Origin of the sequence: Trichocoleus desertorum AS-A10, assembly GCF_039962155.1 — a bacterium.
In the GTDB taxonomy this organism is placed as follows: Bacteria; Cyanobacteriota; Cyanobacteriia; order FACHB-46; family FACHB-46; genus Trichocoleus.
Map to the genome: position 1 here is coordinate 645406 of NZ_JAMPKN010000001.1, position 12801 is coordinate 658206.

10 protein-coding genes and 1 tRNA gene are annotated in these 12801 nt (G+C 47.3%); 8 read left to right on the forward strand and 3 right to left on the reverse strand.

Annotated features, from left to right (window positions below; all coding sequences use genetic code 11):
• Positions 1-61: 61 nt before the first annotated feature.
• The 8 genes from NDA01_RS02950 (at position 62) to NDA01_RS02985 (ending at position 9503) form a co-directional block, all read left to right on the forward strand.
• Complete coding sequence (locus tag NDA01_RS02950) at positions 62-340, forward strand: Npun_R1517 family heterocyst differentiation transcriptional regulator (protein ID WP_190433581.1); 279 nt, start codon at positions 62-64, stop codon at positions 338-340.
• Positions 341-636: 296 nt separating this feature from the next.
• Positions 637-709, forward strand: a tRNA-Glu gene (locus tag NDA01_RS02955).
• A gap of 191 nt (positions 710-900) precedes the next feature.
• Positions 901-1917, forward strand: coding sequence for a tetratricopeptide repeat protein (locus NDA01_RS02960; protein ID WP_190554960.1), 1017 nt, complete (start codon positions 901-903; stop codon positions 1915-1917).
• A gap of 439 nt (positions 1918-2356) precedes the next feature.
• Positions 2357-4966, forward strand: a complete 2610-nt coding sequence (gene acnB, locus NDA01_RS02965) for a bifunctional aconitate hydratase 2/2-methylisocitrate dehydratase (protein ID WP_348226800.1) — start codon at positions 2357-2359, stop codon at positions 4964-4966.
• A 148-nt stretch (positions 4967-5114) separates the two neighbouring features.
• On the forward strand, positions 5115-6821 hold the full coding sequence (locus NDA01_RS31825; protein ID WP_431193299.1) for an AAA family ATPase: 1707 nt from the start codon (positions 5115-5117) through the stop codon (positions 6819-6821).
• Between the two features lie 74 nt (positions 6822-6895).
• Positions 6896-7414, forward strand: a complete 519-nt coding sequence (gene folK, locus NDA01_RS02975) for a 2-amino-4-hydroxy-6-hydroxymethyldihydropteridine diphosphokinase (protein ID WP_348226801.1) — start codon at positions 6896-6898, stop codon at positions 7412-7414.
• Positions 7415-7426: 12 nt separating this feature from the next.
• Positions 7427-7975 (forward strand): NUDIX hydrolase, encoded by a 549-nt coding sequence (locus NDA01_RS02980; RefSeq protein WP_348226802.1) that lies wholly within the window; start codon positions 7427-7429, stop codon positions 7973-7975.
• An 82-nt stretch (positions 7976-8057) separates the two neighbouring features.
• Positions 8058-9503, forward strand: a complete 1446-nt coding sequence (locus NDA01_RS02985) for an FAD-binding domain-containing protein (RefSeq protein WP_348226803.1) — start codon at positions 8058-8060, stop codon at positions 9501-9503.
• Here the strand turns inward: NDA01_RS02985 and NDA01_RS02990 are convergent.
• The 3 genes from NDA01_RS02990 to NDA01_RS03000 all read right to left on the reverse strand — a co-directional run bounded on the left by NDA01_RS02990 (position 9500) and on the right by NDA01_RS03000 (position 12466).
• On the reverse strand, positions 9500-10450 hold the full coding sequence (locus NDA01_RS02990) for an NAD-dependent epimerase/dehydratase family protein (RefSeq protein ID WP_348226804.1): 951 nt from the start codon (positions 10448-10450) through the stop codon (positions 9500-9502). The genes NDA01_RS02985 and NDA01_RS02990 overlap by 4 nt on opposite strands.
• An 83-nt stretch (positions 10451-10533) precedes the next feature.
• Positions 10534-11451 carry an Npun_R2821/Npun_R2822 family protein gene (locus NDA01_RS02995; protein ID WP_348226805.1) on the reverse strand — a complete coding sequence of 306 codons (918 nt, stop codon included), beginning with the start codon at positions 11449-11451 and terminating at the stop codon, positions 10534-10536.
• A 10-nt stretch (positions 11452-11461) separates the two neighbouring features.
• Positions 11462-12466 (reverse strand): Npun_R2821/Npun_R2822 family protein, encoded by a 1005-nt coding sequence (locus NDA01_RS03000; protein WP_348226806.1) that lies wholly within the window; start codon positions 12464-12466, stop codon positions 11462-11464.
• Between the last annotated feature and the right edge of the window lie 335 nt (positions 12467-12801).

Consider the following 12801-nt stretch of genomic DNA (forward strand, 5'->3'; position numbering starts at 1 on the left):
TTTCGAAGTCTAGCTTTAAACATTCCTTTACTCACAGCATAGTTAAGTGCTGCTTACTGAAATGAAACAGGATTCTCTGGATCGCCAGCCCGCTGCGTTTGAAGTCAGTGTTTATGAGTGCGAAGTCCATCTGAAGTTTCGTTTGATTGAAGAGAAAGGTGGACTCAGCGATCGCGATCAACTGCTAGAGCAACTGATTGATGCTTTTACCTGTGGTACCGACGAGTACCTGGAGCCGTTGCAAGTTTTAGTGAAAGCTGAAGAAGTTTCCGAAATGTCGGCTTCTCCCGAACTGCGTCGTCAACTCATCCGCCTACGCAACTCCAACGAACTAGCCTAGCGGCTCATGTCTTTTCAATCTGGGCATCCCTGTATCTGTCGCTCCTTTAGTTTTATCCGTACAGCTCATAACCTTTATAGTTCCTTGCTCCAAGCTTATAGAATGCTTGACTCAAGCAACTAGCTGAGTGCTTCATACTGGTGGCCACTGCATTTGGTTTCTCGTAGCCTCACCACTCAGTTACTGAAAAATTAAGCAAAATCTAAACCAGGTATTGACAGATTCAGGGAGATTGATTAAGTTAATAAAGGCGCGGCGATAAACCGAGGTAAATCGGTTGGCCAAATCAAAAACAGGCCCCCATCGTCTAGAGGCCTAGGACACCTCCCTTTCACGGAGGCGACGGGGATTCGAATTCCCCTGGGGGTATAAAAACTAAAAATCCGTTCGATTCCAAGATTTGGTATTGAGCGGATTTTTGTTTATGGCCTGACGACGGTTAGCTATTGCCAATCCTATGCTGACTCTGCCTCGTAGCCTGTTCTTCTTGGCGAGCGATCGGGCACTCTGAGAGTAATAGGCCATCGCAAGTAAGCCAGCAGTTTTTAGGGATTGTGCTTGTGCAACAGAAATGGGATCAATGCCGCCTTCGGGCGATCGAACTGTATAAAGGCAGCAAATTTCGTGAATCTTTAACCCTTTCTGAAGCTAATTTGGAATTGGCTAGAGGCTTGCAAGATCAGGTCAGAGAAGCCGCTTCCCTCAGTGACCTGGGTTTAGCTCACTCTCGCCTCAGTCAACTCCAAAGAGCCTTGCACTGTTTCGATCAAGCTAGGTTGATTTTTCAGGTTTTAGGGGATCGAGCCAGTGAAACCGCTGCTTTGAGCAACACTGCCTTAGTCTATGCCAAACTGGGACAACCCAAACGCGCTTTGCTGCTTTACAACCAAATTTTGGCCATTCGGCAGCAACTGGGCGATCGCGCTGCTGAGGCCACCACTCTCAACAATATGGGCTTTGCTTATAGTGCCTTTGGTCAATCCCAAACTGCTCTAGAGCATTTTCAGCAAGCGCTTTTAATTCAACGTGAGCTGGGCGATCGCACGGGTGAAGCTACCACCCTGAACAATATTGGATCTATTTATAACGACTTGGGTGAGCTGGCTCAGGCATGGTTGCATTATCAGCAAGTGTTGTTGGTGAGGCAGCAGGCGGGAGATACGTCTGGCGCAGCCATCACCATGAATAATTTGGCCTTAACCTATGCCAACTTAGGTCAATCCAATCAAGCCCTGCTGTTCTATAACCAGATTTTGTTGCTACAGCAGGAGATGGACGATCGCTTAGGTCAAGCTGTGACCCTGTCAAATACAGGGGCAGTCCATCGGTCTCTGGGGCAGTTGGAGAAAGCTTTGGGATTTTACCAGCAAGCACTGCTTATCCGACGCGAAGCAGGCGATCGCTTGGGTGAAATTAATACGACGGCGAACATTGGCACTGTCTATGTTGAGTTAGGCAAAAAAAGCCGCGCTCTGGCATTTTATGCAAAAGCTTGGGGGCTAGCAGACCAACTAGGCAATCAAACCCTCACAGAATGGTTGCGGAGTTTAATTGAAAGTTTAGATATCAGTCTATAAGCTGCAAGTATTTAGTCCTCAACGGTCACCAAGTCAGCTTTGCTATGGTTGAAGTACAGGTCAAGACTTGAGCGATACACTTTGACCTGACTGTTTGGCCTGACTGTGGAACTAAATGTGAAGTTAGTGGGCCTGCTGCAACGCTTGGTCAGTGATGAGTGTGATCGCCTGTCACGAACTTGCTGGAGTGACCTGTGCGCCAATTGCAACATTTGTTTTCGCTACGTAAACTTCTATGCTGATAGAACGGTAGCGATTGTATATGCTACTCATTTCAATATTTGGCTGCTGCCAGTTGTAACTGCCCGATCACTGGGGCTTGAGGCTTGCTGACCGTATTCCTGCCAACCATTAGGAATTGTGAGTTGGGTTACGCTCTCGATCATCTCTTTGACCTTGCACATCCTCAAAATCTTGCTGATGCCTGGAGACTACTGCAATGCTTGAATCCTATCGCCAACATGTCGCTGAGCGGGCTGCCCTCGGTATTCCACCTTTACCCCTCACCCCGCAGCAAACCTCTGAGCTGTGTGACCTTCTAAAACACCCTCCCGCTGGAGAAGAAGAGGTATTACTAGAGTTGCTGCGCGATCGCGTTCCTCCGGGTGTCGATCAAGCAGCTTATGTTAAAGCGGGATTTTTGACGGCGATCGCTAAGGGAGAAGCCACCAGTCCTTTGATAACGCCTGTGGAAGCTGTGAAGCTGTTAGGCACAATGATGGGCGGCTACAATGTGCACTCCTTGATCGAGTTGTTGCAGGTGGACAGTGCCGAGTTGGCAACGGCAGCTACAGCAGCTTTGAGCAAAACCCTGCTCGTTTTCGATGCCTTCCACGACATCCAGGAGTTAGCGACCACCAACGCATACGCTAAGCAAGTGATGGAAGCCTGGGCGAATGCTGAGTGGTTTACCAGTCGTCCGACATTGCCCGAAGCGATTCAAGTGACCGTGTTTAAGGTGCCCGGAGAAACCAACACGGATGATTTGTCTCCGGCAACTCACGCAGCAACTCGTCCTGACATTCCGCTGCACGCTCTGGCGATGCTGGAAACGCGGCAACCCGGATCGCTAGAAACGATCGTGGAACTCAAGAAAAAGGGCTATCCTCTGGCCTATGTGGGCGATGTCGTCGGAACTGGCTCTTCCCGGAAGTCTGCGATCAACTCAGTACTATGGCACATTGGTCAAGATATTCCGTTTGTGCCCAACAAGCGCAGTGGCGGATTTGTCTTAGGAAGTGCGATCGCCCCTATCTTCTTCAATACTGCTGAAGACTCTGGTGCCCTACCGATCCAGTGCGATGTCACCCAGATGGAAACTGGCATGGTGGTCACGATTCATCCTTATAAAGGAGAGATCACCAATGAAGCAGGCGAAGTGATTTCTACCTTCACGCTGCAGCCCGACACGATTTTGGATGAAGTGCGAGCAGGGGGCCGAATTCCGCTGATTATTGGGCGATCGCTCACCGACAAAACCCGGACGGCGCTTGGACTCGAACCTAGCACTATTTTCGTGCGACCCAACGCCCCAGCCGATACAGGCAAAGGTTATACCTTAGCCCAAAAAATGGTCGGTAAAGCTTGCGGTTTGCCCGGTGTGCGTCCCGGTACCTCCTGCGAACCTTTGATGACCAGCGTCGGTTCTCAAGATACCACTGGCCCGATGACCCGTGATGAGCTGAAAGAGCTGGCTTGTCTGGGTTTCAGTGCTGACTTGGTAATGCAAAGCTTCTGTCATACCGCGGCCTATCCCAAGCCTGCCGATATCAAAACTCACCACGACTTACCCGACTTTATTTCTTCTCGTGGTGGGGTAGCCCTACGTCCGGGAGATGGCATTATTCACTCCTGGCTGAACCGGATGCTGCTACCTGATACCGTAGGTACCGGAGGTGATTCCCATACTCGCTTTCCCCTTGGCATTTCCTTCCCGGCGGGTTCTGGCTTAGTGGCCTTTGCTGCTGCCTTAGGCGTGATGCCCTTGGATATGCCTGAGTCTGTGCTGGTGCGCTTTAAGGGTGAACTACAACCAGGCGTAACACTGCGCGACTTGGTGAATGCCATTCCTTATGTGGCAATTCAACAAGGATTGTTGACGGTTTCCAAGGAGAACAAGAAGAACATCTTCTCTGGGCGGATTATGGAAATCGAAGGATTGCCTGATCTTAAAGTGGAGCAAGCCTTTGAACTAACGGATGCTAGTGCGGAGCGCTCCTGTGCTGGATGCACGATTAAGCTCGGTACTGATACCGTGGCTGAGTATTTACGATCGAATGTGGCTCTGCTAAAGAACATGGCGGCGCGTGGGTATGCAGATGCTCGCACGATTATGCGGCGAGTCGCTAAGATGGAAGAGTGGCTAGCCAACCCAGCACTAATGGAAGCGGATGCAGATGCTGAGTACGCCGCCATCATTGAGATTGACCTCAACGAAATCAAAGAACCGATCGTCGCTGCTCCCAACGACCCCGACAATGTGAAGCTGCTGTCGGACGTGGCGGGAGACAAAATTGATGAGGTGTTCATCGGTTCCTGCATGACCAATATTGGTCACTATCGCGCCGCTGCCAAAGTGCTAGAAGGTGCGCCTCCGGTGAGTACTCGCCTGTGGATTGCGCCTCCCACTCGGATGGATGAGCACCAACTAAAAGAAGAAGGCGTTTATAGTACCTTTGGCGTAGCAGGGGCCAGAACTGAGGTGCCCGGTTGCTCGTTGTGCATGGGGAACCAAGCACGGGTGGCTGACAACACAACGGTCTTCTCGACTTCTACCCGCAACTTCAACAACCGCATGGGTAAAGGAGCGCAAGTCTATCTCGGCTCGGCGGAACTCGCTGCCGTCTGTGCCCTCCTCGGTCGGATTCCCTCGGTGCAGGAATACCTGGACATTGTGGCGAACAAAATAAACCCCTTCGCAGACAGTCTCTACCGCTACCTCAACTTCGACCAAATTGCTGGTTTTGAAGACGAAGGCCGCGTGATTCCCTTAGAGGAGATGCCCAAAATCGAAGACATCCTAGGCATGCCAACCGCCGCAGCACGTTAGTTAATAGTGCACTTTAGCAGGGAAAAATAATCTTAATAGCCTCTTCTCACTTAGCAGAAGGGGCTTTACTATTGCTAGCTAAATCTTGAGTTAGCATGGCCAGAAATGTCACCTGCTTGTTAACCCCTATACCAAGAAGAGAAATGCTGTGAATACTAATGAGCTTTCGCAAGAGGTCAATGTTGTATATAACGCTTTTTCTCCGTTACTTGAGCTAACAGGGAATGATTTTGAGAATCTTTTAGTAGTGGACTTGGCCAAAATAGGCATAATTTGTGGGTTTAGTGATGGTGAATTCGACCATAAAGAACTGTATGTCTATTCACTAATGTTAGGGCTGGTGAGAAAAAGCCAAGACATTTTATCTGAACTATATTGGTGGGATTCTTCAAAAGAGGTAAGAGATGTTTACAAAAAAACAGTTTTAGATTTATTTGAGAGAGTAGCTGAAAATAATGCTTATGAATTTTATATACCCTCTGTAATCAGAAGTATTGACAAAAATAATGGAACTGATTTTTTTGATCCGTTCGTTAATGCCATGTACAGGTTTGCTCAAGTTATCGTCAAAGCAGATGGAACAGTTTCATCAAAAGAAATAGAGTCATTAAAGTTAGTTTGGTACTTATTAAATAAAGAAGAGGATATTGAAATTCAAGAAGAGGAAGTCAGTCTTACTCCTGAATTTGAGGAAGAAAGTTTAGATGAGGTATTGAGCCACCTTAGCGAACTCATTGGCATGCAAAACGTGAAAGATGAGGTAGAAAGCTTAGCCAACTTCCTTAAGATTCAAAAGGTTCGGCTGGAAAGAGGAATGATAAAAACGCCTTTATCACTCCACGCTGTCTTTTGCGGGCCACCGGGAACTGGAAAGACTACAGTTGCACGATTACTTGGCAAAGTTTACAAAAGCTTAGGTTTACTAGATAAAGGACATCTTGTAGAAACTGATAGAGCAGGGTTAGTCGCTGGATATATTGGACATACCGCGCTGAAAGTTAAAGAATTAGTAGATTCGGCTTTAGATGGTGTGCTTTTTATTGATGAAGCTTACACCCTAAAACCACATGAAGGAACTAATGACTTTGGTCAGGAAGCTATAGATACACTGCTTAAATATATGGAGGATTATAGAGACAGGCTGGTAGTAGTGGTTGCTGGCTATCCTGATGAAATGACTAGGTTTATAGAATCGAACCCTGGACTTAAGTCAAGATTTAACCGATATTTTTATTTTCAAAATTATACTCCTGATGAACTATTGGCAATGTTTGAGCAACGTTGCTTTAATAGTCACCTTCAGTTAACTAATGCAGCTAGAGAAAGCTTAAAAAATACGTTCAATATTCTATACACGAATAGAGACAGAATGTTTGGAAATGGAAGGTTAGTGAGAAATATTTTTGAGAAAGTTCTAGAAAAACAAGCTAATAGAATTGCTCGAATACCTTCAATTACAGATGCTCTATTAGCCACAATACAGCCGGAAGATATACCTTCTCTTGAAAGCCTAGGAATTCATCAACAGAAGCAAGCAACAATATCACCGCCTCAGCAAAACATTTTAGAATTGGCCAAGAAAGGTGATCCACAAGCGATCGCTGCTTTAATGAATCGCTCTCTCAAACCTAAAGGAATTACGGCTAAAGCAAACTTGAAGAATGATTGTTTGCAGGTAATGGTTGAGGCAGAGCAAGTTCCAGAGGTTCAGGCTATGGTATCCCTGATTCAGAAGGGTATGACCAGCTTAGGAGTTGAATCTATTGAAAGAGTAAGGTTATATGGACGGCGTAGAGGGGATGAATTACCGTCTTGGAGTCACGAATTTGACCTCGTTGCCAATCCATTTTCGTAGCTTTTTTACCAGCATTATGTATCTTGCTTTCCTCTTTCGATAACCATAGATACTACTTGCAAAATTAGGTTGAGATGCCGCTATCAAATGTCCCTAGTTCCTGCACGCATCCATTGATTCACAGTGCCGCGATCGCTTTGGGCAGCAATTTAGGGAACTCGCAACAAACTTTAGAATCAGCTTTAGTAGCACTAGACCAGACACCTGGAATTGCCCTACAAGCGCGATCGCACTGGTATGTCACGGCTCCGGTTGGCCCGCCTCAACCCGATTTCCTCAATGGCTGTGCCCTGCTCACTACCACGCTGACCCCGCAAACATTACTCGCGACTTTATTAGAGATAGAACAGCAATTTGGGCGAGTTAGACAGGAACGGTGGGGGCCACGATCGCTTGACCTCGACTTGTTATTTTTTGATGATTTAATTTTGAAGACTGACACCCTCACCCTGCCACATCCCCGCATGAGCGAGCGGGCCTTTGTGCTGGTACCTCTGGCCGAAATTGCCTCAGATTGGGTAGAGCCAGTTTCTAGAAAAGCGATCGCAGATTTGGTTCAGGCGGTAGACTATTCAGGAGTGCGCCGATTGTGAGTCGAGTATCTTATGGGTTTTGGTTCCGAACCCCCACAGCTATTGAAGCAACGCCTCTTCTACCGAGGCCGCAAGTTTAATTTTGAAGTCAATACCCTGCGTCTACCCAACCGAGCGGTAGGAGATTGGGAATGTGTGCGACATCCCGGTGGAGCACTGGCTGTACCTGTCACCCCTGACGGCAAACTCATTTTGTTACGGCAATACCGTTTTGCCTTGAAGGGACGAATTCTAGAGTTTCCAGCGGGCACCATCGAGCCTAACGAAGACCCAGCAGAAACGATTCAGCGCGAAATTGAGGAAGAAACTGGCTATCGTGCTGGTGCTTGGCGGAAGCTAGGAGAATTTTCTCTAGCTCCTGGCTACTCGGATGAAATTATCTACGCTTTTCTGGCCCAAGATTTAGAAAAGTTAGAAACGCCACCCGCCCAAGATGTCGATGAAGACATTCAACTGGTCTTGATGACTCCTGAGGAATTGGAGCAAGCAATTTTGGCGGGACAACCTGTCGATGCTAAGTCAATTTCTAGCTTCTTCTTAGCTCGCCCCTTTCTAGCCTAGAAATTGTCAGAGCTTAGGCTAAATCTGACAGAGTTCAGTACAGTAGTACTGAAACACTTCCTTGCAGTTGTAGTAAGCCCGGATGTCTGATCTTATTTTGTTTTGGCACCGTCGTGATTTGCGAATCACAGACAATATTGGGTTGGCCCAAGCACGTCAGCAAAGTCCCAAAGTAGTGGGTGTGTTCTGCCTCGACCCCCTTATTTTGGAGCGCAATGATGTTGCGCCTGCCAGAGTCACCTACATGATCGGGAGCTTGCGAGAACTACAAGCAAGTTATGCCCAGGCGGGAAGTGAATTATTGATTCTGCGAGCTGATCCCCGTGTCAGCATTCCTACTTTGGCAGCAGCTCTGAACGTTCAGGCTGTGTTTTGGAATTGGGATATAGAACCCTACGCTCGCCAACGCGATCGCGCCGTTCTAGAAGCGCTGCACGAAAAAGGTATTAAAGCGAGCAACTTCTGGGACCAACTTCTGCATGCGCCGGAGAACATTCGTTCGGGTTCGGGCAACCCTTACACGGTCTACACACCCTTCTGGAGAAATTGGAGTAGTCGCCTTAAGGCTGAACCCGCAGAACGTTTCCAAGGGGCAGTGGGTCTAACGCCAGAGGAAAAGGCAGCGGCTCAACAGGTAGGTGCGATTGCACTCCCCACCGCTAAAGATTTAGGCTTTGTCTGGGAGAATGAACTGGTTTTGACGCCAGGGGAAACAGCAGCTCAAGAGCGACTAGAAGGATTTTGCGATCGCGCCTTGTCTGACTACGCCGAGCAACGCAACTTCCCCTCTGAAGACGGCACTTCGCAACTCAGTGCCGCACTAAAGTTTGGTGTGCTGGGGGTGCGCCATGTGTGGGCAGCCACGACAGAGGTGATGGAGCAAGTTCGCAGCGACGAAGCCAGAGACGGAGTGCAAACCTGGCGGCAAGAACTGGCATGGCGCGAGTTTTACCAGCATGTCTTGTACTTCTTCCCAGAACTAGCTGATGGCCCTTATCGCCAACCCCTCAAAGATTTTCCTTGGCAAAATAACGACGACCACTTGCAAGCTTGGTGTGAAGGCAGAACTGGCTACCCGATTGTGGATGCAGCCATACGGCAGATGAACGAGACAGGCTGGATGCACAACCGTTGCCGCATGATTGTGGCTAGCTTCTTAGTCAAAGACTTGATCATCAATTGGCAGGAAGGCGAGAAGTACTTCATGCAAAAGCTGTTTGATGGCGATCTCTCAGCCAATAATGGCGGCTGGCAGTGGAGTGCTTCCAGTGGTATGGACCCCAAACCACTGCGGATTTTTAACCCTGCCAACCAAGCCAAGAAATTTGACCCGGATGCAGCCTACATCCGCCATTGGCTTCCAGAACTCAGAAGTGTTGATACGGAAGATTTGCTTAGCGGCAAGATTTTGCCTCTAGAGCGCGATCGCTGTGGCTATCCCGCCCCCATTGTGGACCACAACAAACAACAAAGCTTATTCAAGCAACTCTATCAGCAGCAAAAAGCTGGATTCGGAGTCGAAGCTTAGGCATATAAAGCTTTAATCCATTCCCATTCTCGCGCCAAGCCTTCTGCCAAGGACACTTGAGGTTGATAGCCCAGCAGTTTTTGGGCTTTAGAGACATCAGCGGCGGTATGGCGGGCATCTCCCATCGCCGCTCCAATGTGATTGCGTTTGATGGGTTGGCCCACCACTCGCTCCATAGTGTCGAGGACTTCGGCCAACACAACACGACTGCCCCCACCAATATTAAAGACTTCACCAATAGCTTCAGGCACACTGCCCGCTGCCAGGTTAGCCGCGATCGCATCAGCGACAAACGTGAAGTCACGGGTTTGCTGGCCATCTCCGTAGACGGGAATCGCTTGGTCTTCCAAAACGGCCTTAAAGAACTTGTGAAAGGCCATATCCGGGCGTTGGCGAGGGCCATAAACCGTGAAGTAGCGCAAAGCGGTGACAGGCACCTCAAAGTTCTGATGATATAACCAACACAAACGCTCCGCCGCTAGCTTTGTAATGCCATAAGGGGAAACAGGTTGCGGGCAAATCGATTCGTAGGTGGGTAAAGTTTCGGCGTTGCCATACACAGATGAAGTGGAGGCAAAAACGAGCCGCTTCAGTTGCTTAGCGTCTTTTGCGGCTTCCAATAAAACTTGCGTGGCATTGATATTCCGCTCGGTGTAACTGCGAAAACCTTCGCCCCAACTAGCTCGGACCCCTGCCTGAGCCGCTTGGTGATAAACCACATCTACCCCATCCAGCAAGGCAGGCCAGTCTAAAGTTTGAATATCTCCTTCTACCAAGTGAAAAGTAGGGTGGCTCTCGAAGGAAACAATATTTTTACGCTTCAGTGCAGGATCGTAATAATCATTGAACTGATCGACACCGATAACCTCATGTCCTTGGTTAAGCAGTGCCTCAGCTAAGTGAGAGCCAATAAATCCAGCAGCTCCTGTAACAATATGAATAGCCATATTTTTTAGGGGGTCTCAACAAATGACTTAACTTTCAACTATATCCAGACTCTATCTGGCATTTTATCCAGCCAATTCTAGCTCTATCTTGCGGCTAGCTTTTTAACTTTGTTGGTCAGCTTACGCCAGAAATTAGACTTTTGAGGAGTAGGTGCAGGTTGCTCTGGCTTTGGCTCATGCAAATAGCGGTAATGCTCCCAAATTTCCCAATAAGGACAACCGGGTTGGATGCGAATTCCTGCCCAGTGTAAGTATTGCAGGGGTCGATTTACTTTTGAGTCGATCAGGTGATGGTCTTGAACAATGAAGTGAGGGCTACCTGCCCAGTTACCAGGGCCTTTCGGCTCTTGCTGGACAATATTGAGGCGACGCTGCACTCGCTTCAAGATCATGTAGTTAATAATGGGCTGATCGGAAGTCTTCTGAGAAAAGTCAAAATATTCCGGATGAGCAGCACACTCTGCAAAGTTATTGTATAGATCTTCCTCGGAAAAGAAGCCTTTTTTAGCGCCCCAAAAGCCTCCGTTAAACATGCCTTTTAGGTCTGTTTCACTAAAGACTTGGTCTTCAATCACTTTTTGAGAAAAAACATTTTTGATTCCACCCGCATGCTGATAATCACAACAGATGAAATCATAATTAGCTAAATAATTCAGGTTGTCACTGATTTTCTCAAAAACAACAATATCGGTATCGATATACAGAAATTCCTCAAAAGGTCCAAACCAGCAAGCCTGTTTGCGAAATTGATTGGGTCTAGCAAAAAACTTTTCCCCAAAGGTTTGTTGGAGTTTGCTGGACAAGCGATCGATGAATTGCAAATCCTCGTAGAGCGTGACGCCATAGTCGCTGTTCAGCTTTGCTGCCACTGCCTGATATTGATCGTCGTAGGGGATCATGACAATCGGTATCTCTGGATCATGCAGTCGAATGCTATTGAGCAAGGCGATCGCTTGACTCGTAACCTTGTCGTTCGCAACGATGTAAATGCCACGCTTCATCACTTTTTCCTCAACGAGCTAGTCCAAGTTTCTTCATGACCCGCTTTGTCAAACTCGGCGGCGCGTTGTAAAGCTTTGGTTTGCCTCTAAATTGAGGTTGATTTTCTGGTTCCTGCAAATATCGATAATGCAAGAAAATATCACGATAGGGAAAGTCTATATTTTCTCCATTACAAACTCGGTCGAAAAATTTAGAAGACAAGCCAATGTAATGTAGATAAGTTAGCTGTGCGTTCTTGTCATACAAAACATGATTCTGGTCGACAAAGTGGCTAGAGGTGATTGCGTTGCCAGAAATCTGGTCTTTTGGTAAATTCAATGCCAAGTTGTGAACGGGAATCTGCGATCGCATCACCAGATAATTCAATACAGATTGGTTAGGAGCAGACATATAGAGAATCTCTGATTCGCCCGCTTGCAATTGAGACACTAACCAAGCTCGTTGATCTTGATCTAATAATCCTCGTTTAGATGCATACATTCCAGCACAGAAAATTTCGGAGCGAATTCTAGATTCTGGAAAGACTTCGTTGAGTTTAGGCGATCGCAAATTATAAATATGATCAGGGCTCTTATACTGAAAATCGTAAACTACAAAATTATGAGTATCTAAAGCCCCAAAAACGTTTTGCAAAGAATTCATCACTAGCACATCAGCATCTAAGTAGATGAATCTGTCAAAAGGTGCTTCTGGATCAAAAGCACAATATCGTCGATTCATTCCTAGACGGTATACCCCTGAAATGCCCTGCTTTTGCCAAGTTTGAAGCGCAGTTGGATGAGCCGACCAAATATTTCTTGAAAAGTCTTCCCACCGAGAAAACAAATGAGGATCTTCTAGAAGCGTGACATTCTTTCTGGAGGCAATTTCTGCCCGCACTCGCTCAACTCGCTCATCATAAGCAATGATACAAACTGGTATCTCGCTACCAACATTAGCTTCAATGCTGTTTAAAAGAGCAACTAACTGGTTATACACCACGTCGTTAGCAAGGGTATAGATACCATCTACCATCGAACTCTCCACTCACGCTGGCTTGATTGTAATGCAGGGGCACTCATGTATCTTCCGCGATTTACGGTGAAATCCGTTAATCTACAGATCAAAATTCTGGTTGCTAACGAGCACGAGTCCTCTAAACCCTACTAACAAGAGCCTGAAATTGCAAACTGTCTAAGATGAATCACCCGTATTTTCAAGGATTCTTCTCAAAAACCTTAAGCGACTTTATAGTTTCTTTGCAGTGTGTCCTTTAGGCTGTTGGTTGGGCTTTCAGCTTCTAACTCAGATGGATACGCCCCTATTAAAATCAAGGACAGAAGCACGGCTTTTAGCAGATCCGCCGCTCT

What these genes read in the sequence shown, in the direction of transcription:
- NDA01_RS02950 (WP_190433581.1), top strand. Translation starts at nt 62, where the DNA reads ATGAAACAGGATTCTCTGGATCGCCAGCCCGCTGCGTTTGAAGTCAGT.
- acnB (WP_348226800.1), top strand. Translation starts at nt 2,357, where the DNA reads ATGCTTGAATCCTATCGCCAACATGTCGCTGAGCGGGCTGCCCTCGGT.
- folK (WP_348226801.1), top strand. Translation starts at nt 6,896, where the DNA reads ATGCCGCTATCAAATGTCCCTAGTTCCTGCACGCATCCATTGATTCAC.
- NDA01_RS02980 (WP_348226802.1), top strand. Translation starts at nt 7,427, where the DNA reads ATGGGTTTTGGTTCCGAACCCCCACAGCTATTGAAGCAACGCCTCTTC.
- NDA01_RS02985 (WP_348226803.1), top strand. Translation starts at nt 8,058, where the DNA reads ATGTCTGATCTTATTTTGTTTTGGCACCGTCGTGATTTGCGAATCACA.
- NDA01_RS02990 (WP_348226804.1), bottom strand. Translation starts at nt 10,450, where the DNA reads ATGGCTATTCATATTGTTACAGGAGCTGCTGGATTTATTGGCTCTCAC.
- NDA01_RS02995 (WP_348226805.1), bottom strand. Translation starts at nt 11,451, where the DNA reads ATGAAGCGTGGCATTTACATCGTTGCGAACGACAAGGTTACGAGTCAA.
- NDA01_RS03000 (WP_348226806.1), bottom strand. Translation starts at nt 12,466, where the DNA reads ATGGTAGATGGTATCTATACCCTTGCTAACGACGTGGTGTATAACCAG.